Genomic DNA, 22,410 nt, shown 5'->3' with positions numbered 1-22,410 from the left:
GGGGCGCGTCCGGCCCCTTTGCCTTGTTAGCTTGTCGCGCCAATCAGCCGCGCAGAACGCCGCCCGTGGCCTTGGACACTTTGGCGATGATCTTCTGACCAACCGCCTCGATATCCTCTTCCTTGAGGGTCTTGTCCGTCGGTTGCAGACGCACGGTGATGGCCAGCGATTTCTTGCCCTCACCCAGGCTGCCACCGATGAATTCATCGAACACGCGTACATCGTCGATCAGCGCCTTATCCGCGCCTGCTGCCGCGTTCACCAAGGTCAGAGCTTCGACATCCGCATCAACCACAAAGGCAAAGTCACGTTCCACCGCCTGCAGATCGCGCAGTTCAAGCGCCGCGCGGGTGGCCCCGGATTTGCGCGGCAGGGGCACTTCGTCCGGCCAGATGGTAAAGGCCATCGCCGGACCCTTGATATCCAGCGCTTGCAGGATGCGCGGGTGCAGTTCACCAAACACGCCCAGCACCTTTTTCGGACCCAGACAGATTTTGCCATGACGGCCCGGATGCCACCACGCATCACCATCGCGCAGGACCTGCACCTTCGCGGGCGCTCCGATCGCGGCCAGTACGGCCTCGGCATCGGCTTTGACGTCAAACACATCTACCGCGCGCGCGGCCCCGTGCACATCTTTGGGACCATCGCGGCCCACCAGCAGACCAGTGATCTGGGTTTTCTGGTTGCCGGGCTCACCGCCGTGGAAAACAGGGCCAACCTCGAACAGGGCAACATCGGCAAAGCCGCGCGCCTGATTGCGGGCGGCCGCCTGCAGCAGGCCGGGCAGCAGATCGGGGCGCATATGGCTCATTTCCGAGGAAATCGGGTTTTCCAGTTGCGTCGCGGCATCGCCGCCCCCGAACAGGGCCGCCGAGGCCTTATCAATGAAGGTATAGGACACACATTCATTGTAGCCCAGCGCCGCACAAGTCCGGCGGGCCATCGACTGACGGCGCTGCGTCGGTGTCATCACCGCCTTGGGGATGCCATCGGTCACTCGCGGCAGCGGTTTGCCCTGCAGCTTGGTCAGCGAGGCAATCCGCGCGACCTCTTCCACCAGATCGGCCTCGCCCATGACATCGGGGCGCCAGCTGGGCACATGGGCCATCTCTCCTTCAAGGCGGAAACCCAGACGGGTCAGGGTCTGGCGCTGTTCGCTTTCGGGTATGTCCATCCCGACCAGCGACTGCACCCGCGCCGCATCCAGCTTGTAGGCGCGCGCGTGGTTCGGAGCCTTACCGGCCTCGACAACCGAGGATACCTCGCCGCCGCAGATATCCAGAATCATCTGCGTCGCCTGCTCCAGCCCTTCGCGGGTGAATTGCGGGTCAACACCGCGTTCAAAGCGGTAACGCGCGTCCGAGTTAATCTTCAGAGCGCGGCCCGTCAGGGCGATCTGCACGTGATCCCAGAAGGCGCTTTCAAGGAAGACATTGATCGTCTCATCGGTACAGCCGGTTTCCTCGCCGCCCATGATACCCGCGATGGATTCCGCGCCCTTGTCGTCCGAGATCACCATCATACCGCGCTGCAGGGTGTATTCCTTCTCATCCAGCGCCACCAGCGTTTCACCACCCTTGGCGCGGTGAACCCGCAGGTTGCCCTGCACCTTATCCGCATCAAACACGTGCAGCGGGCGGTTCTGGTCAAAGGTCATGTAGTTGGTGATATCCACCAACGCCGAAATGGGACGCAGACCGATGGCTTTCAACTGATCCTGCAGCCATTGCGGGCTGGGGCCGTTCTTGACGCCCCGGATTACACGACCGGTGAAATGCGGCGCGCCGTCCAGGGTGTCGTCGTCAATCGTCACCTTGATCGGGCATTCGAAATCCCCCGGCACTGGCGCGTGGATATGCTCTTTCAACGTACCCACACCGCGCGCTGCCAGATCACGTGCGATGCCAGCCACACCCAACGCATCGGGGCGGTTCGGCGTGATCGCAATCTCGATCATCGGATCGACCTTGGACGGGTCATTCTCGGCCAACCAGTCGACGAAGCGATCACCGACCTCGCCCGAGGGCAGTTCGATAATGCCATCATGCTCGTCCGACAGCTCCAGCTCGCGCTCTGAGGCCATCATGCCAAAGCTTTCGACGCCCCGGATCTTGCCGACGCTGATGGTGATATCCAGACCGGGGATATACATGCCCGGTTTGCAAACCACGACAGTGATGCCTTCGCGCGCGTTGGGCGCGCCGCAAATGATCTGCAGATCGCCCTCGTCGGTTTCCACTGTGCAGACCCGCAGTTTGTCGGCGTCGGGATGCTTTTCCGCGTGTTTCACATGGCCCAGCGTAAAGCCTGCCAGCCGGTCCGCCGGGTTCACGATCTCTTCGACCTCTAGCCCGAGGTCGGTCAGCGCCTCGGCGATCTCATCAACCGACGCGTCCGTGTCGAGGTGGTCTTTCAGCCAGGACAGAGTGAATTTCATTGCTCGGGGCCTTTTTTGGCAAACATCCAGTCGGCACAGGCAATGACAAAGAATGCGCCAAGGTGCAAGCGCTGCGCGTCACGGATAGGTGGGGGTGCGGCCCAAAAGCTCATCCAATTGCCGCCCGATCCAGCCATGGGGGATAAAATGCCCGCCCGGATGGGTGTCCAGCGTCACTTGCCCGCGCGCGCAATCGGTCCACTCCACTCGGCTGAGGGTCAGGATCGGCACCACGCTCCAATCGCCGCGCGGGGTGGCATCGTGGCACTCATACGCCGCCCGCCACAGCGCCACCGGGTAGGTCGTGTCCCCATTGAAGCCATAAGGGAAATCCATCACCGTATCGCTGAGGCCGTGTACATGGCGCGCCTCACGCGGGGCTTCGGGGCAGTCTTCGGTCTGGCGGATGCTGCCTGCAACAGCGAGCAGCGCGGCAATGTCATTGCCCGACTGGCACACATAGCGCCACGCCATCGCGCCGCCAAAGGAATACCCCGAGACGTAGATACGTTCAGGATCAACCGGATAGCGATTGGCCACATCCTCCAGCACCGCATCTGCAAAGGGAACGTCACGCGTGTCCGATGTCCAGAAGTCCCAGCTTTTGCCCAAGCCGTTGGGGGCCACCAGCAACACGCCGCGCAGTTTTGTGGCCCCGGCGATGCGCTGATGGTTCACCGCCACAGTACCCTGCCGCGCCCAGCCGTGGAAATGCAGCAACACGGGCAGAGGCGTTTCGCCGTCCCACCCCTCAGGCTCAAGCACATGATACGAGCGGTCGCCGAGCTCGCAGGCGGTGTCGCCATGGCAATCGGTTTTCCACGGACCCATGGCGAGTGCAGGGGTGGCGGTCATCAGCAGGAAAAGCAGTCGGTAAATCATAGGCCGGAGCCTAGCCGCCTGACGCGGACTGTCACGTCACAACCGTGTGGGAAACTGTAACACGCGCAGATTTCGGCCCTCCGGACAGAACGCAAGCTGCGCTATCGCCAGACCGCGGGATGGCGGTCTGGCGATAGCGCGGCGGCCTATCGGCCTTTGCTCCGCGCACATTCTCACTGCAACTCTTGGTACCTAACAAATGCAGTCAGCTTAGCTTTCAACGTTTCGACCGCTTCAAGTTGCCTAATCCCAAGTGGGTCATACTTTTCAGAGTAACTTCCCCACATATCGCCTCTAAGCCTTCGATACATCTTCCGCGTATCGTCATCTTCTTCACCGCTCACATTTGGCCGATCGTGGAGCATTTCAATCGCTACGATCGTTTTATGTCTAACGTCGAATAGTACATCGACCGCTTTATCAACCTCGTCGACACCCAATAATGCGTGCGCTCGAATACTCAGCCGCCTGAGTTCGTTGAAGCTATCTGCATACTCGTGGAAGCGTTCCAGCCTTCTTTGATAAACGTAGCTTCGGTTGTGCAGTTCTGTCTCTGGAATGCTATCAAACGGGCTGCGTAACCCACGTAAAACATCCGAAATTTCCAATGCCACTGCCAGCAAGCTTTCCGCAACGCCTGACTTTTTCGTAACTAAGTCTTGTTCGCGCCAAGCATGGAGCTGATTGTAGGCAACCCATACACCGCCCGCGACAGCAAACATCATTCCGAGTTGGGAGACTGCAGCAATTCCCTCGAAAATGCTAGTTGAGCTCACCGCGACAAGCCACCATGCAGGTTCGGCATATCCAGCGCCGCGAACCCATAGTGGCGCAACCAACGCAGGTCGCTATCAAAGAACGCCCGCAAATCCGGAATGCCGTATTTCAGCATCGCCAGACGGTCGATGCCGATCCCGAACGCGAAACCCTGATACACCTCGGGGTCGATGCCACCGGCGGCGATCACCTTCGGGTGGACCATGCCGGAACCCAGAATCTCCATCCAGTCGTCGCCCTCGCCGATCTTCAGCTGGCCGTTATCCCAAGAACAGCGGATATCGACCTCGGCCGAGGGCTCGGTGAAGGGGAAGTGCGAGGCGCGGAAGCGCAGCTCGACGTCGTCGACCTCGAAGAAGGCTTTCACGAACTCTTCCAGAACCCATTTCAGGTTCGCCATCGAGATGTCCTTGTCGATGGCCAGTCCTTCGACCTGATGGAACATCGGCGTGTGGGTCTGGTCATAGTCGGCGCGATACACACCGCCCGGACAGATCACGCGGATCGGCGCGCCCTGTTTCTCCATCGAGCGGATCTGTACCGGAGACGTATGGGTACGCAGCACATGCGGCGGACGGTCGTCACCTTCGGCGCGGTGCATGTAGAACGTGTCCATCTCGGCCCGCGCGGGGTGGTGGCCGGGGATGTTCAGGGCGTCGAAATTATACCAGTCGTCCTCGATCCGGGGCCCTTCAGCCACCGAGAAGCCCAGTTCGGCGAAGATCGCGGTCAGTTCCTCGGTCGCCTGGCTGATCGGGTGGATCGAGCCCTGACGGCGCGAACGGGTCGGCAAGGTAACGTCCAGCCATTCGGTGCGCAGACGTTCATCCAGCGCGGCATCGGCTAGCGCGGATTTTTTGGCGGCCAGCGCCGAGTTAATCTCATCCTTCAGAGCGTTCAGCGCGGGGCCTGCAACCTGGCGTTCCTCGGGGGTCATTTTGCCCAGCTCGCGCATCTTCAGCGCGACCTCGCCTTTTTTGCCCACGGCGGCGACGCGGATCGCCTCAAGCGCGCTCTCGTCGCCCGCTTCGGCGATTTGGCCCAGATATTTTGCCTTAAGATCGTCCATGACGCCCTCTGAATTTGGTCGCCAACCTGCTATCGGCCCCGCCCCGCGAATGCAAGCGGGACGGTGCTGATCAATAGCTGTATTCGGGATAAATCCGGGTCAGATCGCCATTCCAGTCGCCATTGTAGTGATCCAGCAACTCATCGGCGGGGACTTTCCCTGTGTCGATGCTTTCTTTTAGCGCGTTCAGGAAATGCGTCTCGTCCGGCACCAGACCGCCCGCACCGGGGAATGCGCGGGATTTCAGACCAGCCTCAGAGATCGCCACGACTTCGCGCGCCAAATCGTGCATGTTGATGCCGCCAACCTGCGCCTGAAGACCCTGAAAGGCAGCCTGAACGCGCAGTTCCTCGCGGGTGTCCGCGTCCCAGCCTTTGACCAGATCCCACGCCGCATCGAGCGCGCCCTGATCATAGGTAAGGCCCACCCAAAAGGCAGGCAGCGCGCACAGGCGGCGCCACGGGCCGCCATCGGCGCCGCGCATCTCCATATATTTCTTGATGCGGGCCTCGGGGAAAGCGGTGGTCAGGTGGTCGGCCCAATCAGACAGCGTCGGGGTTTCACCGGGCAGCGCGGGCAGTTTGCCCTGCAGGAAGTCGCGGAAGGACATGCCCAGCGCGTTGATATACTGCCCGTCGCGATAGACGAAATACATCGGCACATCGAGCGCGTATTGGACATAGCGTTCGAACCCAAAGCCCTCTTCGAACACAAACGGCAACATGCCCGTCCGCGCATCATCCAGATGCCGCCAGATATGGCTGCGCCAGCTTTTCTGGCCGTTGGGCTTGCCTTCGAAGAACGGCGAATTGGCAAACAGCGCCGTCGCCACCGGCTGCAGGGCCAGCGCGACACGTAGTTTCTGGACCATGTCGGCCTCGGACCCAAAGTCGATATTGACCTGAACAGTACAGGTGCGCCGCATCATGGCGCGGCCCATGGTGCCGACCTTTTCCATGTAGTCGTTCATCAGCCGATAGCGACCCTTGGGCATCAACGGCATCTCGTCATGGGTCCAGATCGGAGCCGCACCCAGACCGATGAAGCCCACGCCGATCTCATCGGCGATATCCTTCACCTCGCGCAGGTGGGTGTTCACCTCATCGCAGGTCTCGTGGATCGTCTCCAGCGGAGCACCCGATAGTTCCAGGGCACCGCCGGGTTCCAGGCTGACATTCGCGCCGTCCTTTTCCAGACCGATCAGGTTGTCGCCCTCGCGCACTTCGGCCCAGCCATGGCGGTCGCGCAGACCCTCAAGCACCGCAACAATGGAACGCTTGCCCTCGAACGGCAGCGGTTTCAGCGTGTCCTTGCAATAGCCGAACTTTTCATGCTCGGTCCCGATGCGCCAATCGGCTTTGGGCTTGCAGCCCGATTCCAGATATTCCGCTAGCTGTTCGTGGCGTTCGATCGGCCCGCCGCCGGACTGGGGGATGGACATGAACCGCTCTCCGATCCTGATGTGTCTGTCTTTGGGTCAGTCGTGGGGGGAAATGCCGCCAGTGTCAATGCAGCCGCAGATGCGCCGGGCGCATCGGGCGCTTTTCCCAGATCACCACGGGATGCACTGCACCGCCGTTCAGTTCGGCCAGCATTTGCTCGGTTTTCAGCCCCGGCAGGTTCGAGAACACATCAAACAGCGCCTCTGCACCTTCGGCATTCACGGGAATGTGAAGCGTTGGCTGACCCGGCTGAGACAGCACCCAATGCGCCGGGTTCGAGGTCGGGTCTAGCGCCAGCCGTTCGATCTCGCGTGCGGCGACCATGCCGCCGTCCAGCGGGCCCAGATAGGTAATCTGCCCTTCGTCGATGGTGACAACTCCGGGACCACCCGCGCCAGTGCGAAACCGCGCGCGTTGTACACCGATCACAGTCAAAGCCATAGAGACAACGACCAATACCCAGCCCATCCAGCCCAGCAATCCGCCGGGGCCGCTGATCCAGCTAAGGCCAACTAGCAGGACGGCCACGGCAGCCAACACTTCGCGCCAGCGCCACAGGGCCAGTTTGGCTTCGGGTCGGATAAAGCTCATGCCGGGTCCTTTGGGTTTTTGAACAGGATCAGTGAAAACTGCCCTGCCGGTTTGAATCCAATAGCCATATAGGCACGCGCTGCGGAATCAGAAGCCGCAAACAGAACGGCACGGGACACACCACTGGCGTTTGCCTCAAGCAGATGCAACCCAACCGCCAAGCGGGCATACCCCCGCCCACGCAGTTCGGGCGGGGTATAGACCCCTCCGATCTGGACAACGTCAGGCAAGCGTGCGTTGAACCCGGTCATGGCCACGGGCTGCCCGTCGATCAGCAATATTCGATGTGAGTTACGCTGGGTATAAGCGACAAAGTCCTTACGCGCCTGTTTGCGTGCGCGGGCGGGATCGAAATCCATCGCCTCGATCAAATAGTCGGTCCGCCAGCCTTCGGCAATGTCCCCGTAAAACCCGCTTAAGGGTTCCAGCATAGCGCCCGTCGTGTCCGGCACGACAAGCTGTGTCAGGTCCAGCGTAAAGCCCGGTTCATCACTGTTGAGCGTCGCGGGTCTGCCGGCCCATCCCGCCATCTGCATGATACGCCGCGCCTGAGCCGCCTCGGCGGCGATGCCGAACAAGGGGCGCCCCCGGATCAGGTCAATCGCGGCCATAAGCTCGTCATCAGAACAGTCCGGGCACTGGGTCAGGACCATGCCCTCATTCGTGATCGCGAAGACCGCGCGCGGGCCGTCACCCAAAGTCCAGACGTTCAAAGCACGAGGGTCCGTGCCCCTCAAACCAAAATCCCGCAGATTGGCCAGAGGAAACATCGAGGTCTGAATGTGGTCGGACAAAAACCGGGTGATGCGCGGCACGTCCTCTTGTTGGGCCTGTTGCCAGCTCATGACCAATCCCCCAGTGCCAGCTGCCACATGGTCAGTGCCGCCACCGCTGCTGTATCCGCGCGCAGAATACGTGGCCCAAGGCTGACCACGTGTGCGTAGGGAAGACCAGACAAGCGGGCCCGTTCGCGATCCGAAAACCCACCCTCGGGCCCGATGAGAATGGCCCAGGGCTGGCCCGTTTCATTGGCTGCCAATCGCAGGGCCGACCCAACTTCTGCCTCGTCGCAGAACATCAGTTGTCGGTCTTCTGGCCACGCATCCAGCACGCGATCAAGCCGCTGCAGATCGGAAACCTCGGGCACGTAAGTTCCGCCGCATTGCTCAGCCGCCTCAACGGCATGCGCCTGAAGGCGGTCTTGGCGGATACGCTCGGAATTAGTGAATTCAGTCTGCACGGGCAGGATACGCGTAGCCCCCATCTCGGCTGCTTTTTCGACAATGAAATCGGTGCGCGCCTTTTTGATCGGCGCAAACAGGAACCACAGATCGGGCGGCATTTGCAATGGTTTGGTCTGGCGGGCGCAGGACAGCACGCCGCCACGCTTGCCCGCCTCGGCCACGTCGGCAAGCCACTCGCCATCCTGGCCGTTAAACAGAGCCACCTGCCCGCCCACGGCCAGCCGCATGACGCCAAACAGGTAGTGGGCCTGATCACGCGTCAAAGGAACCGATTGCCCCGGACCCAAAGGGTGCTCTACATACAGTCTGATCTTTGCACTCATGAGACCTTAATATGCAAGGCAATGCCCCAACACCAGACGGTCAGGTCGCTGATGCCGTAAGCGGCAACTGGGTCGACACCCATGCGCCCGCCTTCACCCGCCCCTATCTACGCCTAAGCCGCGCAGACCGGCCCATCGGTACATGGCTGTTGCTGATTCCCTGCTGGTGGGGTCTTGCGCTTGCCATCCTCAGCGATGGCACCCCGCGATGGGAAGACCTTTGGATCGCCGTTGGCTGCGCAATCGGCGCTTTTCTGATGCGCGGCGCGGGCTGCACGTGGAACGACATCACTGATCGCGAGTTCGATGCTAAGGTCGAGCGTACTCGGTCGCGTCCGATCCCATCAGGTCAGGTCACGGTACGACAAGCGGTTGTCTGGATGGGGCTGCAATGCCTGTTGGCGTTGGGTATTCTGCTGACCTTCAATCAAGCTGCGATCGCGATGGGCGTCCTCTCGCTGTTGCCGGTGACAATATATCCGTTCGCAAAACGCTTTACATGGTGGCCCCAGGTGTTTTTGGGACTGGCGTTCAACTGGGGCATTCTGCTGGCCTGGGCAGCGCATACCGGAACGGTCGGGGTGCCCGCGATCACGCTCTATCTGGCCGGAATCGCCTGGACGCTGTTCTACGACACGATCTATGCCCATCAGGACGCCGAAGATGACGAGTTGATCGGCATCAAATCCACTGCACGCCTGTTTGGTTCGGATACAGCCAGATGGCTGAAATACTTCCTCGTTGCGACCGTGTCGTTGATGGGGCTGGCGATCATCGACGCGGCAACGACTCAGGCCTCGATCATGGCGCTTTTTGTTGCGCTGGCCGGGCCTTGGGCGATGGGGTGGCACATGGCGTGGCAATTGCGCGGACTGGACACCGAGGACAACGCCAAACTGCTGCAGTTGTTCCGCGCAAATCGCGACACCGGCCTTATTCCGCTGATCTTCCTTTGCGTGGCCTTGCTGGTCTGATTGCACCTCGGGCCGGGCCTCTGTAAGAGTCCGGCTCAATCACCCGAGGAGTCTTCTGTCTGCACATGCGCCTGCCTTATCTCCTAGCTGTTGCCTTTATCTTCCTGGTTTCTGCCGGGCTGTCTCTGCTGGCCGCCAGTTACTCGGTCACCAAGGTCGAAGAGGCATCGGAATTCGCGGTGCGCCGCGCGCTTGATCTGAAAGGCCATGACTGGGCCGAGGTCGAATCTGACGGCTTGCGCGTCATACTGACTGGCACCGCTGCTGACGAAGCCGCGCGTTTCAGCGCCCTGACCGCTGCCGGCACCGAAGTCGACACCTCGCGCGTTATTGACGAGATGGAAGTCGCTCCAACAACCCAACTGGCACCACCCAAGTTTTCAGCCGAAATTCTGCGCAATGACAGCGGTATTTCGGTAATAGGTCTGGTCCCGCTCAGCCAGGACCGCGAGGCATTGATGGAGCGTTTGCATCGGCTGGACGGGGACAATGTATCGGACCTTCTTGAGACCGCCGACTATCCTAAGCCCAAAGGCTGGGATGAGGCACTAACCTACGCGATCGAAGCCCTTGTTCGGCTTCCACGCGCCAAGATTTCGGCCAGTCCGGGGTTGGTGAGGATTACCGCTATCGCCGACAGCCAGCAGGAAAAGGAACGGCTTGAACAGGATTTGACGCGTGCTGCGCCACCCAGCCTTAGGATCGGATTGTCGATCACGGCCCCGCGGCCGGTGATCACGCCGTTTACGCTGCGCTACATTGTCGATGCCGAAGGCGGTCATTTCGACGCGTGTTCGGCGCCTGATCAGGATTCCCGAAACGCCATCATTGCCACCGCCGAAGCGGCAGGGCTGACCGGACCCTACACCTGTACGATCGGGTTGGGCGTTCCATCACCCCGCTGGTCCGAGGCCGCAACGCTCAGCATCAAAGCGTTGGCTCAGATCGGTTTGGGATCTGTGACCATGTCTGACGCCGACATCACGCTGGTCGCCGAGATGGGTACGAACGCCGCCACGTTCGACCGCGTGGTCGGCGAGCTTGAGAATGCGTTGCCCGAGGTCTTCGCCCTTCACGCCGTCCTGCCCGAGCCTGAAACCGACGAACCCACAGGCCCGTCCGAGTTTTCCGCCACGCGCAGCCCCGAAGGGCTGGTCCAAATGCGCGGACGCTTGGGTGATGAAACCCTTAGGGACATGGTCGACAGCTATGCCCGCGCGGCGTTTGGCTCGGAACAGGTTTATACCGCAACTCGCGTTGTGCCTGACCTGCCCACCGACTGGGCCGTGCGCGTCCTGGCCGGGCTTGAGGCGCTGTCATTACTGCACAATGGTGCTTTGACTGTGACGCCGGACGATGTCATGCTGATCGGCGTCAGCCATGAACCCGACACCAGAGCGCGCATCGCTGGCCTTTTGTCCGACAAGCTAGGCGAAGCGCAGGAATACACACTTTCGATCACCTACCAGAAACCTCCGGAACCCGAAGACGCACTGCCAGACCCCGAGCAATGCGAAGACCGCATTGCCGAAGTTCAGACGTCCAGCAAGATCGCCTTCGAACCTGGCTCGGCCACGGTGGCGGCGGATTCGCGTGATACTGTGAACCAGATCGCCGACATTCTGCGCGAATGCGGCCCAATCCGGATGGAGATCCAGGGCCACACCGACAGTCAGGGCCGGGAAGAGATGAATCAGCAGCTTAGCCAGTCACGGGCACAGTCCATCCTAAACGAGCTGCGCGGACGGCGCGTTCCCACCGCAAGCTACACTGCAGTGGGATACGGCGAAACGCAACCTATCGCCGACAATGGCTCCGAGGAAGGTCGCGAGGAAAACCGTCGGATTGAATTTCGCCTGATCCGCCCTGAACCCGTCGCCAATTCCGAGACGGGTCTGGAAGCGCTGGAACAGGACACACAGCCGTCAGAAGACGCACAAACAGACGCCGAAGAAACCGGCGCAGGGGACCAGTAAGTTGAACAGACTAGAATTCATCATCGCCACCGCCGTCATTTTGTTTGCAGCGTTTTGTATGGGGTGGTTCGCCAACTGGCTGGCCCATCGCCTGTCCCGCGTGCGCCAAAGCGACGTAGCCGATCTGGACCGCATGAGCCAGGAGTTGCATGAGGCCGAGGAAACCCGCGATCAGGCCATCACCTATCTGCAGCAGCGCGAGGCCGAACTTACCAACCAGCTGACGCAAACCGAGGCCGAGCTGTCCGCCGCAATGGATGGGTTGCGCGCCGCACGGCAAGAGGCCGAAGAGCTGCGCGGGCGCATCAACAACGCGGATTAAGTCACCAGCGCGTGAGCGCGTCCTCGTCCTCGTCCTTGGCGGCGACCCAGTCGGCGCCTGCTTTGGTGATCTCTTTCTTCCAGAATGGCGCGCGGGATTTCAGGTAATCCATCAGGTATTCTGCCGCCTCGAACGCATCTTTGCGGTGGCGCGAGGCTGTGGCCACCATCATAATCCGATCCCCCGGAGCCAGCCGCCCGTGGCGGTGAATCACCAGCACATCGCCCAGCGACCATCGCGACTGTGCTTCTTCGGCGATCTTGGTCAGGGCGCGCTCGGTCATGCCGGGATAGTGCTCGATCTCCATCACGTCCAGATCGCTTGTGGCCAAATCGCGCACAACACCAGTGAAGGTTACGATGGCCCCATTTGCGGCCTCATCCCCGGCAGCAAAGGCGTTGGCCTCGGCGCCCATGTCGAAAGGGGCTTCTTGTACGACGATCCGCATCTTAGCCACCTGTCATGGGCGGAAAGAACGCAACTTCGCGCACGCCCGACAGGGGGGCGTCAAAGTCCGACAGTTCCTGATCCAGCGCCACGCGCAGCGCCGACAGGTCGGCAAAAGCGGCGGCATAGCGATCTTCGCGCGCGGTCAGTTCCGCGACCAGCTCGGATACGGTTGCGGCTTGTGTTTCGACCTTTTCCTTGGGAAGACCGATGCGTTCACGCACCCATGCGAAATACAGCACATCCATCGCTTAGCTCTCCTTCAGATGGGGCATGGCTTTACGTAGGTAGTCATAGCCGGTGATCAACGTCAGCGTCGCCGCGATCCACAGCAGCCACAGACCGACCCGGCCCGACCAGAACATACCTTCCAGATGCCAGCGGACGTGGTTTACGTCCTCAAGCTGTCCAATGAGAACCTGATCAATGGTCGCAGGGTCCATGCCAAACGTGGCCATGACAAAGTAGTGTTCAAAAATTCCCTGTGAAAACAAAACCGCAATGGCAAACATCTGTGCTGTGGTCTTCCATTTGGCCAGCTTGGTCACTTTCAAAGTTCCCGCCACATCGCCCAGATATTCCCGCAACCCCGAAACAAACACCTCGCGGAACAGAATCACGGTGGCGGGCAGCACCAGCCAAGGCGTCCAATGCTCGGTCGAATAGCCCACAAGGATCATCAACGCGATCACCACCATCGCCTTGTCGGCAATAGGGTCCAGCATCGCTCCGATCTTGGTTTCCTGTTTCCAAGCACGGGCCAGATACCCGTCGAACCAGTCGGTGATCGCCGCTGACATGAACAGGATCAGGGCAAACCAGTCGGCATAGGGCCGGGTGAAATACAAAAACATCACGGCCAGACCGGGGGCGGCCAGAAGGCGCAGCACGGTCAGGATATTGGGCAAGTTCCACTTCATGAAGAAAACTCTACATCGCCGGTTCAGGACATAAAAGATGGGCCATTGAAAATCTGACCCGATCACAGGCAGTTGTGGCCTTCGGGGTCAAAGGGTCGCAACCCCGATCACACGGCTTGGCGCGCGCGGGCTTTGCGGTCAGATTGGCGGCTGGCCCAGACAGAGCGATACATGACCCGTCACATTCAAACCGACCCCCGATCGAACCTGATCGGCAGCGCATGGATGATCGCCGCAATGGCACTGTTCGCGCTTGAGGATGCGCTGATCAAAGCGGCCTCGGCGGCGATTCCGATCTGGCAGGTGCTGGTTCTGTTCGGCGCAGGCGGCGCGGTGATCTATGCCGTGGTGGCCCTGCTGCGCGGCACACGGCTGTTTCAAGCCGATGTACTGTCGCGCCCGATGAAGGTGCGTGCGGTATTCGAAATCCTGGGGCGGTTGTTCTATGTGCTGGCCATCGCGCTTACTCCGCTGTCATCGGCCACGGTGATCCTGCAGGCTACGCCCTTGGTCGTCGTCGCCGGGGCCGCACTGGTTTTTGGCGAAACCGTCGGCTGGCGCCGGTGGAGCGCCATTCTGATCGGCCTTGTCGGCGTCGTGATCATCATCCAACCGACCGGGGACAGCTTCTCGGCCCTGTCCATCCTTGCGGTTCTGGGGATGCTGGGCTTTGCCGGGCGCGATCTGGCCAGCCGCGCCGCGCCCGCGTCACTGGGGACCGAGGTGCTGGGGTTCTACGGGTTCCTTTGCATCATAATCGCCGGTCTGGCCTATCGGTTCTGGGAGGGCACACCGATGCAGCCCTTAAGCCCGCAAGTCAGCCTGCATATGACCGGCGCAGTCATCATGGGCGTCATGGCCTATGCCGCGCTGATGAAGGCGATGCGCACGGGTGAGGTCTCATCCGTCACGCCTTTCCGCTATTCCCGGCTGCTGTTCGGGATCGGGTTGGGCGTGGTCATGTTTGGTGAGCGGCTGGACCAGACCATGTGGATCGGGTCGGCGCTGATCGTGGCCTCGGGGCTGTATATCCTGTGGCGCGGGCGGCGAGCCTAGCCCTTGTCGTGGAAGAAATCATAGACCTTCTGCGCCAACCCGGCTGAAATCCCGTCCACCGCCCTGAGATCCGCCAGATTGGCCCGGCTAACCGCTTTGGCGCTGCCGAAATGGGTCAACAGGGCGCGTTTGCGCGCCGACCCTACGCCGGGGATTTCGTCCAGAGGTGTCGCCCCCACCGCCTTGGCCCGTTTGGCGCGATGGGTGCCGATGGCGAAGCGGTGCGCCTCATCCCGCAGGCGTTGAATGAAATACAGCACCGGATCGTTACGTTTCAGCGCAAAGGCGCGTTGGCCGATGCGGTGGAATTCCTCTTTGCCGTGGTCGCGATCCACACCTTTGGCGACGCCGACCATCGGGATGTCTTCGACACCGTGTTCGACCATGATCTCATGCACCGCGCTGACCTGCCCAGCGCCGCCGTCGATCAAAAGCAGGTCGGGCCAATGGCCCTTGTCCCGGTCTGGGTCTTCTTTCAACAGACGAGTGAAACGGCGGGTCAGGACCTCTTTCATCATGCCAAAGTCGTCGCCCGGCGTCAGGTCATCGCCCCGGATGTTGAACTTGCGATAGGCGTTTTTCATGAACCCCTCGGGGCCCGCTACGATCATCCCACCCACCGCGTTGGTGCCTTGGATATGGCTGTTATCGTAAACCTCAATCCGCTCGGGTGGCGTGTCCAGATCAAACGCCTCGGCCACGCCACGCAACAGCTTGGCTTGCGTGGCGCTTTCCGACATGCGACGGGCCAGCGACTCACGCGCGTTGCGCAGGGCCCCGGCGACCAGTTCTTGTTTCTCACCGCGCTGCGGCACAAGGATTTCGACCTTGCGACCGGCCTTTTCCGACAGCGCGTCCTGCATCAGATCAGCGTTCTCGACCCCGTCCGACAGGATCAACTGACGCGGCGGCTCCTTGTTGTCGTAGAACTGACCAAGGAAAGCCTCCATCACCTCGGCCGGCGACACATCCGCCCCGACCCGAGGGTAAAAGTCCTTGTTGCCCCAGTTCTGGTTGGCCCGGATAAAGAACACCTGCACACAGGCTTGCCCACTATCCATATAGAGGCCGATCACATCCGCCTCGGCCACGCCGCGCGGGTTGATGCCCTGGCTTGTCTGCACCTGCGTCAGCGCCCGGATTCGGTCGCGCAGGCTGGCGGCGCGTTCGAACTCCATCGCCTCGGACGCGGCCATCATCTGTTCGGCCAGTTCTTCCTGCACCTTGGTCGACCGGCCCGACAGGAAACGTTCTGCATCCTTGACGCTTTCGCCGTAGTCGCTTTCCGAGATCAACCCAACACACGGCCCAGAACAGCGCTTGATCTGATACAGCAGACAGGGCCGCGTGCGGCTGTCGAACATAGAATCCGAGCAGTTGCGCAGCAGGAACGCCTTTTGAAGCTGGTTCAGCGTGCGGTTCACGGCCCCCGCACTGGCGAAGGGGCCAAAATAGGCGCCCTTTTCTTTCTTCGCCCCACGATGTTTCTTGATCTGCGGAAACCCATGATCCTTTGACACCAGAATGTTCGGAAAACTCTTATCGTCGCGCAGCAGCACATTGTACTTAGGCTTGAGCTGCTTGATCAGGTTCTGCTCCAGCAGCAGCGCCTCGGTCTCGGTCCGCGTGGTCAGAAACATCATCGAAGCCGTCGCGGCGATCATCTTCTCGATCCGCCCCGAATGTCCAGGCCGCGTATAGTTCGACACCCGCGCCTTCAGGTTTCGCGCCTTGCCGACATAAAGAACCCGACTGTCGGCATCCAACATCCGGTAAACGCCCGGAGAGCTGTCCAGCGTTTTCACATATCGCTGTATACATTCGTATCCAACGCTTTGGGTTTCGGAGTTCGATTCGTTCTGGACGGTCATGTGTCTGAAATATGATTCCCTGACCATGGCTGCAATCTTGAGCGCCTCAGATCAAGAGAAAACAAATCCACGGTTTCTGTGGATAAGTATGAAGATAAGTTTCCGGGTATCGCGATTTTCCCTTAATTCATTAAGGATTCCTTGGTTTGCACAAAAATTAGGCAATAACCTAACCAACTGTTTTTCAACGTTATTTTTTCTCAAACGAGACAAGTGCATGAAAAACAATACATTTTTGTAACGTGTTGGTAACGGAAATGAGAGCGGTGCAAAACTTATCTGAGAATTACCTATTCAACGCCCAAAACATCCGGAGTTTGCCAGCCAAGATGCTGCCCGCCATCCACACATAAAAGCTGCCCTGTGACCGCCTGTGCATCCAGAAAATACCCCAGCGCGGCAGTGATGTCTGAAGGGTTCGCGCCGCGCTCCAATACCGTGCTCCGCCGTTGCGCATTGAAGTGATCGACGCTTTGGCGGTGCCCCTGCATCGTGGGACCGGGACCGATTGCGTTGACGCGGATCGCCGGGGTCAACGCTTGCGCAGCAGTGCGGGTCAGCGCCCACAGGCCCATCTTGGCGATTGTGTAGGACATGAACTCGGGGGTCAGCTTGCGTACCCGCATGTCGACCATATTGACGATAAGACCGGTTGCGACCGGTTCGCCTGCCGCATCGGTGTCGGGCTGCAACTCTTGTTCAGCCATCGCCTGAGTCAGCACAAAAGGCGCGCGCAGGTTACTTTCGAGATGCCGGTCCCAGCTTTGCCGCGTGGCCGTTTGGATATTGTCGTATTCAAAGATCGAGGCGTTGTTGACCAGACAGGTGATCGACCCACCCAGTGCCTCGGCTGCGCGGGGCAACAGGGCGTTCACCTGCGCCTCGTCCAGCAGGTCGGTTTGTAGGGCAACAGCATTGCGACCCATTGATCGTATCTCGGCCACGACATCCGACGCCGGTTGTTCGGACGAAGCATAGTGGACAGCTACATCATATCCACGCTGCGCCAGATACAGGGCCATGGCCCGGCCAAGGCGAATACCTGCTCCGGTTACAAGGGCTCGGGTCATCGGGGACTCTCCGTCACATTACGCCAGCAATGTGACGATGTAGACCGCATAGAGCAGGGTCAACAGCAAGCCCCACACTCGCGTGATATCTTTCTTGAAAAACACGAACGGGATCAGCAGCAATGATGCGCCCAGCATGACCCACAGATCGAATTGCAGGAACTCGGGATCAACCGGAATTCGTCCGACCAATGTCGCGATACCGACAATGGCCAACAGGTTGAACATGTTTGACCCGATCACGTTACCTAGCGCAACGTCTGCCTGACGCCGCAACGCCGCCATAACAGTCGTGGCCAATTCGGGCAGAGACGTACCGACCGCCACCAAAGTCAGACCGATAATCGTTTCACTGATCCCATAGGTGCGCGCGATCACGGTTGCGTTTTCGACCAGCAGATGCGCGCCCATCGGCAATCCGATCAGACCCAGCAGCAGATAGATCGCGACCTTCCAGTACGGCATATCCGGGTCGGCCTCTTCGAGACCATCCAGTTCTTCGCCATCGTTGCAAGCCTCACCACAGGCTTTCCGATGGGCATGGGCCTCGCGGAAGGCATTCCAAAGGACCAGAGCCAGTGCAGCCAGCAGGATACCTCCGCTGACCAGATTGAATTCGCCCAAGAAAGCCAACCCAATAAACAACACTGTGGCCATGATCATGAAGACATAGTTCTTGCGGCTGTCGCATTCGCTTGTGTGCAAAGTGGCAAGCAACGCTGGAAGGCCCAGTACCAGCAGGATGTTGGCCGTGTTCGACCCGACCACGTTCCCGAGCGCAATACCCGGCGCGTTTTCCTTGATCGCACTGATAGCGATCAACAATTCAGGCGCCGAAGTGCCAAAGGCCACAATCGTCAGACTGACGATCAACGCAGGTACGCCCAGACGCAGGCTCAGGTTTACCGCACCACGCACAAGCGCATCCCCTGCCAGCAACAGGATCAGCAATCCGAGGCCGGATAACAGCCATGCCGTCATGTACGGCCTCCTTTTTTGCAGGCGCAGGGGCCTTTACCGATCCTGAACCGCCCGCAGCGCGGACACCGTGCCGATTGCAACCTTTTCTGTCCGGGAAAACGCAGCTTACCAAACATGGCCAACACGCCCATGGCGATCAGGAAGAGGGTGACAATCTTGATAATCACGTCACAACCCAAAACGCGCATAGGCCGCGCGTTCCTCAAGCCCTGCAATCGCATCTTGTGCCAAAGAAGCACCGAACCGGGACCACAAAGGTTTCCGCAACCCATAGCGCCGGAATTTTACCTTGTCGCCGAACCGCTCTTGCATCTTGGGTTTCAGATGAGCAATCCCGTCGATCAATCCCAATTCCTGCGCGCGACGCGCCAGCCAAATCTCGCCGGTGAAGAGGTCCTGACTCTCATCCAGTTTTCCATCACGTCGGGTTTTGACATGGGCGATGAAATTTTCGTGAATATCACCCAAAAGGCGCTCTAGCCGGGCAACGTCCTCTTTCTTTTCGGGCGAGAACGGGTCGAGCATTGATTTCGACTCTCCGGCCGTATGCACGCGCCGCTCGATCCCCTGACGTTTCAAAAGTACATGCGCACCAAAGCCGGATGAGATCACTCCGATGGACCCCAGAACCGAACTGTCGTCGGCATAAATCTCATCAGCTGCAGCTGCCAGCCAATACCCGCCCGAGGCGGCGACGTCTTCGACAAATGCTATGACAGGAACGTTTAATTCCTCAGATAACCGCCGAATACGCGCACCGATCAAAGAACTTTGCACCGGTGAGCCACCGGGCGAGTTGACCTCGAGCGCGACGGCGGCGGGTTTGCCTTTGCGAAAGGCTTTCTCAAGAACCGGGGCCAGCGACGTGTCGGACATCGACCCTCGGCCGGCCATTCCGATGGCTCCGGACAGACGCACAATGGCCACGCATGGCTGCTTTTTGACAAAGGGCAGGCTGAGTTTCATGGGAGCCGATGTAGAGTGCGCCATTGTGCTAAACAAGGGACCGTTTGAACGTTAGATGCAGCCGGATCACATTTCCCGGAGTTGATGGGCAAAAATGCAACGCCAAACGTACCCTAGCTGCGAATGCGCCAGCCGGTTTTGAAAATCCACCAGATGATGCCAAGGCAAATGCCTGTAAAGACCACGATTGCCAGCAGGCTGAAGCCTATCGGCACATCAGCCAGCCCATAAAACGACCATCTGAAACCTGAAATCAGATAGACTACCGGATTGAACAATGTGATCGTTTGCCAAACCGGCGGCAGCATCGAGATCGAATAGAATGTGCCCCCCAAAAAGATCAACGGAGTTACCACCAGTTGCGGCACCAGCGACATCTGCTCGAAGTTGCCTGCCCAGATGCCAATTATGAATCCAAGCAGTGAGAAACTGAGGCAAGTCAGCACCAGAAACGCCACCATTGCCAGCGGATGTTCGATCCGTAAATCCACAAAAAACGTCGCCGTGATCAGGATCACCACCCCTACAAAAAGCGCCTTGGTCGCCGCCGCCCCCACATAGCCGACCACGATCTCGATAAAGTTCACAGGGGCCGAGAGCAGCTCGTAGATCGTGCCAAGGAATTTGGGGAAATAAATCCCGAAAGACGCGTTCGATATCGACAACGTCACCACCGACAGCATGATCAAACCCGGCACGATGAACGCGCCATAGGATACGCCCTCAACTTCTTGGATACGACTGCCGATCGCAGTACCGAAGACGACGAAATACAAAGAGGTCGACAGAACCGGAGACAAAAAGCTCTGTGCCAGCGTCCGGAAGAACCGGGCCATTTCGAACCGGTAAATAGCAGCGATTGCGGACCAGTTCATGCGGGCTCTCCCGACACCAGATTGACAAATATTTCTTCCAGGCTCGACTGGCGGGTCTGCACGTCGCGCAGAATGAGCCCGGCTTGCGCCACATCGTTCAGCAACGTGGTGATGCCGGTGCGGTCGGCATGGGTATCGTAGGTATAGATCAGGGCATCGCCATTGCCATTCAGCGTCAGGTTATGCGCTGCAAGACTGTCGGGGATCGACGCGATGGGATCGGTCAACATGACTTCGATCTGCTTCTTGCCCATTTGCGCCATCAGAGTGTTCTTGTCCTGAACCAGCAGCAATTCGCCTTTGTCGATGACACCAACGCGGTCGGCAATTGCTTCGGCCTCTTCGATGTAATGAGTGGTCAGAATGATCGTGACGCCGGCCTGTTTCAGTTCGGCCACGATCTCCCACATATCCTTGCGCAATTCGACATCAACACCGGCGGTGGGTTCATCCAGAAACAGCACGCGCGGCTCATGCGCCAACGCTTTTGCGATCAGCACCCTGCGCTTCATCCCGCCCGACAGCTCTTTGATGGCGTTGCGGCGCTTGTCCCACAGGGACAGCTTGCGCAGGATCTCTTCGATCCGCGCGTCATCTCGGCCCAAGCCAAACAGCCCACGCGACAAACGTACCGTGTTCCAGACTTTTTCGAATGGCTCCAGCGCGATCTCCTGCGGGACAAGGCCGATCATCCGGCGCGCAGCGCGAAAGTCGGACTGGATGTCATGCCCTCCGACCGTAACTGTACCCGAGCTCGGCGTGGTAATTCCGCAGATGGTTGAAATCAGAGTTGTTTTGCCCGCGCCATTCGGACCCAGCAAGGCCAGAATCTCACCCTGCCGAATGTCCAAAGTCACGCCCTTAAGCGCTTCAAACCCGTCAGCATAGGATTTTCGCAAATCCCTGATCGAAAGAATGGTGGTCATGCTGTTTCCCTGTCCTGACGGCGACCCTACCCCGGTGGGCGAGCGCAGAACAGACCCATTCCGCACCGGCCGTTACGCGGATTTTGCCGAACCCAGCTCGGGCTTGCAATTCACCGGCATTCCCGAAAACCTGCGGCGATACTTATAGGAGCGGCAAAATGCTGAACGGTTTTCGGATCATCGAATTCGAAGGGCTGGGCCCCGCGCCCTTCGCCGCCATGTTGCTGGCAGATATGGGCGCAGATGTGATCACCATCCACCGCAAGGGAGGGGCAGGAACACCTGGAATGCCCGAGCAATCGGTGCTGGATCGCGGCAAACGGTCGATTGCGTTGGATCTGAAAGACTCAGACGATCTGGACATCACCCAACGCCTGATCGCTTCTGGAGATGCACTTATCGAAGGATTCCGCCCAGGTGTCATGGAAAAGCTGGGCCTCGGCCCGGCTCCTTGCCACGCCCTGAACCCCAAACTGGTCTATGGCCGCATGACTGGTTGGGGCCAGAACAGCCCGCTGGCCAACACCGCGGGGCATGACCTGAACTACATCGCGCTGTCCGGCGCGCTCTGGTACGCGTCGCAAGCAGGTCAGCCGCCACAAACTCCCGCGACTCTGGTGGGCGACATCGGCGGTGGTGCCATGTATCTGGTGGCGGGCCTCCTGGCCGGCCTGCTACATGCTCAAAAGACAGGGGAAGGCACCGTCGTCGATGCCGCCATCTACGACGGCTCGGCCCATATGATGAACCTGCTGATGAGCCTGCGGCAAACCGAAAATCTTGATGAAATCAGAGGTCAAAGCCTTCTCGACGGCCCCCATTGGAGCCGCACCTACAGCTGCGCCGACGGCGGCTTCATCACGGTGCAATGCCTGGAACCCAAATTCTACGCCACATTCCTGCAGCTACTCGGCCTGTCAGAAGACCCGGACTTTGAACAGCAGTATGACATCACGCGCTGGCCCACGCTCACCAAACGCCTTAAAGCGATTTTCGCCCAACAACCGCGCGACCACTGGGCACACCTGTTCCACGGCTCAGACGCCTGCGTCGCGCCGGTCCTCAGCCCCGAACAGGCACTTGACCACCCAATGAACCAAAGCCGCCAAATTTGGACAACTCAGAACGGCACCCTGCAAGCCCACGCCGCCCCACGATTCTCTACCCATGACTGGCAACCAAAACCCAGCCCAAATCGCGATGAACACCGGGCCGAGATTCTCGCCGACCTCGACACCAAAGACTGATCCGCCCTTCA

Annotated in this window: 23 protein-coding genes; 6 read left to right on the top strand and 17 right to left on the bottom strand. The window is 59.7% G+C overall.

What is annotated here, in order from left to right; translation table 11 throughout:
* Nucleotides 1-43 precede the first annotated feature (43 nt).
* The 8 genes from pheT to AC2TAD_RS06745 form a co-directional block, all read right to left on the bottom strand.
* Nucleotides 44-2,440 (bottom strand): phenylalanine--tRNA ligase subunit beta, encoded by a 2,397-nt coding sequence (pheT, locus tag AC2TAD_RS06780; RefSeq protein ID WP_480866764.1) that lies wholly within the window; start codon nt 2,438-2,440, stop codon nt 44-46.
* A gap of 78 nt (nt 2,441-2,518) precedes the next feature.
* On the bottom strand, nt 2,519-3,322 hold the full coding sequence (locus tag AC2TAD_RS06775) for a CE1 family esterase (protein WP_480866762.1): 804 nt from the start codon (nt 3,320-3,322) through the stop codon (nt 2,519-2,521).
* Between the two features lie 173 nt (nt 3,323-3,495).
* The gene (locus AC2TAD_RS06770) at nt 3,496-4,047 is read right to left on the bottom strand and encodes a hypothetical protein (RefSeq protein ID WP_480866760.1); all 552 of its coding nucleotides are present in this window, start codon (nt 4,045-4,047) and stop codon (nt 3,496-3,498) included.
* A gap of 47 nt (nt 4,048-4,094) precedes the next feature.
* Nucleotides 4,095-5,168 carry a phenylalanine--tRNA ligase subunit alpha gene (pheS, locus tag AC2TAD_RS06765; RefSeq protein ID WP_480866758.1) on the bottom strand — a complete coding sequence of 358 codons (1,074 nt, stop codon included), beginning with the start codon at nt 5,166-5,168 and terminating at the stop codon, nt 4,095-4,097.
* A gap of 70 nt (nt 5,169-5,238) precedes the next feature.
* Nucleotides 5,239-6,609, bottom strand: coding sequence for a glutamate--cysteine ligase (locus AC2TAD_RS06760; protein ID WP_480866756.1), 1,371 nt, complete (start codon nt 6,607-6,609; stop codon nt 5,239-5,241).
* A 64-nt stretch (nt 6,610-6,673) separates the two neighbouring features.
* Nucleotides 6,674-7,201: a hypothetical protein gene (locus AC2TAD_RS06755; protein ID WP_480866754.1), complete on the bottom strand. Its 528-nt coding sequence runs from the start codon at nt 7,199-7,201 to the stop codon at nt 6,674-6,676.
* The gene (locus AC2TAD_RS06750; protein ID WP_480866753.1) at nt 7,198-8,046 is read right to left on the bottom strand and encodes a GNAT family N-acetyltransferase; all 849 of its coding nucleotides are present in this window, start codon (nt 8,044-8,046) and stop codon (nt 7,198-7,200) included. Before AC2TAD_RS06750 ends, AC2TAD_RS06755 begins: the two co-directional genes overlap by 4 nt.
* On the bottom strand, nt 8,043-8,768 hold the full coding sequence (locus AC2TAD_RS06745; protein ID WP_480866751.1) for a 16S rRNA (uracil(1498)-N(3))-methyltransferase: 726 nt from the start codon (nt 8,766-8,768) through the stop codon (nt 8,043-8,045). Before AC2TAD_RS06745 ends, AC2TAD_RS06750 begins: the two co-directional genes overlap by 4 nt.
* An 11-nt stretch (nt 8,769-8,779) precedes the next feature.
* Here AC2TAD_RS06745 and ubiA point away from each other — a divergent pair, with 11 nt between their 5' ends.
* From ubiA to AC2TAD_RS06730, 3 genes are all read left to right on the top strand, one after another.
* A complete protein-coding gene (ubiA, locus tag AC2TAD_RS06740; RefSeq protein WP_480866749.1) occupies nt 8,780-9,742 on the top strand; it encodes a 4-hydroxybenzoate octaprenyltransferase in 963 nt (320 codons plus the stop codon).
* 65 nt (nt 9,743-9,807) lie between these two features.
* Nucleotides 9,808-11,718, top strand: coding sequence for an OmpA family protein (locus AC2TAD_RS06735; RefSeq protein WP_480866747.1), 1,911 nt, complete (start codon nt 9,808-9,810; stop codon nt 11,716-11,718).
* Nucleotide 11,719: 1 nt separating this feature from the next.
* Nucleotides 11,720-12,040, top strand: a complete 321-nt coding sequence (locus AC2TAD_RS06730; RefSeq protein WP_170353618.1) for a hypothetical protein — start codon at nt 11,720-11,722, stop codon at nt 12,038-12,040.
* Nucleotide 12,041: 1 nt separating this feature from the next.
* Here AC2TAD_RS06730 and AC2TAD_RS06725 read toward each other — a convergent pair whose 3' ends face one another.
* From AC2TAD_RS06725 to pgsA, 3 genes are read right to left on the bottom strand one after another with little or no spacing between them, the layout of a single operon-like run.
* Nucleotides 12,042-12,488 (bottom strand): molybdenum cofactor biosynthesis protein MoaE, encoded by a 447-nt coding sequence (locus AC2TAD_RS06725; RefSeq protein ID WP_480866745.1) that lies wholly within the window; start codon nt 12,486-12,488, stop codon nt 12,042-12,044.
* A gap of 1 nt (nt 12,489) precedes the next feature.
* The gene (moaD, locus tag AC2TAD_RS06720) at nt 12,490-12,735 is read right to left on the bottom strand and encodes a molybdopterin converting factor subunit 1 (RefSeq protein WP_170353620.1); all 246 of its coding nucleotides are present in this window, start codon (nt 12,733-12,735) and stop codon (nt 12,490-12,492) included.
* A 3-nt stretch (nt 12,736-12,738) separates the two neighbouring features.
* Nucleotides 12,739-13,407: a CDP-diacylglycerol--glycerol-3-phosphate 3-phosphatidyltransferase gene (gene pgsA / locus AC2TAD_RS06715; protein ID WP_480866744.1), complete on the bottom strand. Its 669-nt coding sequence runs from the start codon at nt 13,405-13,407 to the stop codon at nt 12,739-12,741.
* A gap of 171 nt (nt 13,408-13,578) precedes the next feature.
* Between pgsA and AC2TAD_RS06710 the strand changes: the two genes are divergently transcribed.
* On the top strand, nt 13,579-14,463 hold the full coding sequence (locus tag AC2TAD_RS06710; RefSeq protein WP_170751948.1) for a DMT family transporter: 885 nt from the start codon (nt 13,579-13,581) through the stop codon (nt 14,461-14,463).
* On the opposite strand, the gene uvrC is transcribed toward AC2TAD_RS06710, so the two are convergent.
* From uvrC to AC2TAD_RS06680, 6 genes are all read right to left on the bottom strand, one after another.
* On the bottom strand, nt 14,460-16,334 hold the full coding sequence (gene uvrC, locus AC2TAD_RS06705) for an excinuclease ABC subunit UvrC (protein ID WP_480866742.1): 1,875 nt from the start codon (nt 16,332-16,334) through the stop codon (nt 14,460-14,462). The two genes, AC2TAD_RS06710 and uvrC, sit on opposite strands and share 4 nt — an antisense overlap.
* A gap of 290 nt (nt 16,335-16,624) precedes the next feature.
* Nucleotides 16,625-17,404 (bottom strand): SDR family oxidoreductase, encoded by a 780-nt coding sequence (locus AC2TAD_RS06700; protein WP_480866740.1) that lies wholly within the window; start codon nt 17,402-17,404, stop codon nt 16,625-16,627.
* A gap of 18 nt (nt 17,405-17,422) precedes the next feature.
* Nucleotides 17,423-18,385, bottom strand: a complete 963-nt coding sequence (locus AC2TAD_RS06695) for a calcium/sodium antiporter (RefSeq protein WP_480866738.1) — start codon at nt 18,383-18,385, stop codon at nt 17,423-17,425.
* Between the two features lie 168 nt (nt 18,386-18,553).
* Nucleotides 18,554-19,351 carry a S49 family peptidase gene (locus AC2TAD_RS06690; RefSeq protein WP_170751957.1) on the bottom strand — a complete coding sequence of 266 codons (798 nt, stop codon included), beginning with the start codon at nt 19,349-19,351 and terminating at the stop codon, nt 18,554-18,556.
* A 113-nt stretch (nt 19,352-19,464) separates the two neighbouring features.
* Entirely contained in the window at nt 19,465-20,226 is a 762-nt protein-coding gene (locus AC2TAD_RS06685; protein WP_480866737.1) for an ABC transporter permease, read from the bottom strand.
* The gene (locus AC2TAD_RS06680) at nt 20,223-21,152 is read right to left on the bottom strand and encodes an ABC transporter ATP-binding protein (RefSeq protein ID WP_170353628.1); all 930 of its coding nucleotides are present in this window, start codon (nt 21,150-21,152) and stop codon (nt 20,223-20,225) included. Before AC2TAD_RS06680 ends, AC2TAD_RS06685 begins: the two co-directional genes overlap by 4 nt.
* On the opposite strand from AC2TAD_RS06680, the gene AC2TAD_RS06675 reads away from it, so the two are divergent.
* Nucleotides 21,151-21,300: a hypothetical protein gene (locus AC2TAD_RS06675; RefSeq protein WP_480866735.1), complete on the top strand. Its 150-nt coding sequence runs from the start codon at nt 21,151-21,153 to the stop codon at nt 21,298-21,300. The genes AC2TAD_RS06680 and AC2TAD_RS06675 overlap by 2 nt on opposite strands.
* Before the next feature lie 10 nt (nt 21,301-21,310).
* The gene (locus AC2TAD_RS06670; RefSeq protein ID WP_480866733.1) at nt 21,311-22,399 is read left to right on the top strand and encodes a CaiB/BaiF CoA transferase family protein; all 1,089 of its coding nucleotides are present in this window, start codon (nt 21,311-21,313) and stop codon (nt 22,397-22,399) included.
* The last annotated feature ends 11 nt before the right edge of the window (nt 22,400-22,410 follow it).

The sequence above is a fragment of the Ruegeria sp. HKCCD7628 genome, assembly GCF_057221005.1.
This window is presented reverse-complemented; position numbering and strand designations above follow the sequence as displayed.

Excerpts from the sequence above, each read along its gene's own strand:
- pheT (WP_480866764.1), bottom strand. The coding sequence starts at position 2,440 with ATGAAATTCACTCTGTCCTGGCTGAAAGACCACCTCGACACGGACGCG.
- AC2TAD_RS06775 (WP_480866762.1), bottom strand. The coding sequence starts at position 3,322 with ATGATTTACCGACTGCTTTTCCTGCTGATGACCGCCACCCCTGCACTC.
- AC2TAD_RS06770 (WP_480866760.1), bottom strand. The coding sequence starts at position 4,047 with ATGATGTTTGCTGTCGCGGGCGGTGTATGGGTTGCCTACAATCAGCTC.
- pheS (WP_480866758.1), bottom strand. The coding sequence starts at position 5,168 with ATGGACGATCTTAAGGCAAAATATCTGGGCCAAATCGCCGAAGCGGGC.
- AC2TAD_RS06760 (WP_480866756.1), bottom strand. The coding sequence starts at position 6,609 with ATGTCCATCCCCCAGTCCGGCGGCGGGCCGATCGAACGCCACGAACAG.
- AC2TAD_RS06755 (WP_480866754.1), bottom strand. The coding sequence starts at position 7,201 with ATGAGCTTTATCCGACCCGAAGCCAAACTGGCCCTGTGGCGCTGGCGC.
- AC2TAD_RS06750 (WP_480866753.1), bottom strand. The coding sequence starts at position 8,046 with ATGAGCTGGCAACAGGCCCAACAAGAGGACGTGCCGCGCATCACCCGG.
- AC2TAD_RS06745 (WP_480866751.1), bottom strand. The coding sequence starts at position 8,768 with ATGAGTGCAAAGATCAGACTGTATGTAGAGCACCCTTTGGGTCCGGGG.
- ubiA (WP_480866749.1), top strand. The coding sequence starts at position 8,780 with ATGCAAGGCAATGCCCCAACACCAGACGGTCAGGTCGCTGATGCCGTA.
- AC2TAD_RS06735 (WP_480866747.1), top strand. The coding sequence starts at position 9,808 with ATGCGCCTGCCTTATCTCCTAGCTGTTGCCTTTATCTTCCTGGTTTCT.
- AC2TAD_RS06725 (WP_480866745.1), bottom strand. The coding sequence starts at position 12,488 with ATGCGGATCGTCGTACAAGAAGCCCCTTTCGACATGGGCGCCGAGGCC.
- moaD (WP_170353620.1), bottom strand. The coding sequence starts at position 12,735 with ATGGATGTGCTGTATTTCGCATGGGTGCGTGAACGCATCGGTCTTCCC.
- pgsA (WP_480866744.1), bottom strand. The coding sequence starts at position 13,407 with ATGAAGTGGAACTTGCCCAATATCCTGACCGTGCTGCGCCTTCTGGCC.
- AC2TAD_RS06710 (WP_170751948.1), top strand. The coding sequence starts at position 13,579 with ATGACCCGTCACATTCAAACCGACCCCCGATCGAACCTGATCGGCAGC.
- uvrC (WP_480866742.1), bottom strand. The coding sequence starts at position 16,334 with ATGACCGTCCAGAACGAATCGAACTCCGAAACCCAAAGCGTTGGATAC.
- AC2TAD_RS06700 (WP_480866740.1), bottom strand. The coding sequence starts at position 17,404 with ATGACCCGAGCCCTTGTAACCGGAGCAGGTATTCGCCTTGGCCGGGCC.
- AC2TAD_RS06695 (WP_480866738.1), bottom strand. The coding sequence starts at position 18,385 with ATGACGGCATGGCTGTTATCCGGCCTCGGATTGCTGATCCTGTTGCTG.
- AC2TAD_RS06690 (WP_170751957.1), bottom strand. The coding sequence starts at position 19,351 with ATGAAACTCAGCCTGCCCTTTGTCAAAAAGCAGCCATGCGTGGCCATT.
- AC2TAD_RS06685 (WP_480866737.1), bottom strand. The coding sequence starts at position 20,226 with ATGAACTGGTCCGCAATCGCTGCTATTTACCGGTTCGAAATGGCCCGG.
- AC2TAD_RS06675 (WP_480866735.1), top strand. The coding sequence starts at position 21,151 with ATGCTGTTTCCCTGTCCTGACGGCGACCCTACCCCGGTGGGCGAGCGC.
- AC2TAD_RS06680 (WP_170353628.1), bottom strand. The coding sequence starts at position 21,152 with ATGACCACCATTCTTTCGATCAGGGATTTGCGAAAATCCTATGCTGAC.
- AC2TAD_RS06670 (WP_480866733.1), top strand. The coding sequence starts at position 21,311 with ATGCTGAACGGTTTTCGGATCATCGAATTCGAAGGGCTGGGCCCCGCG.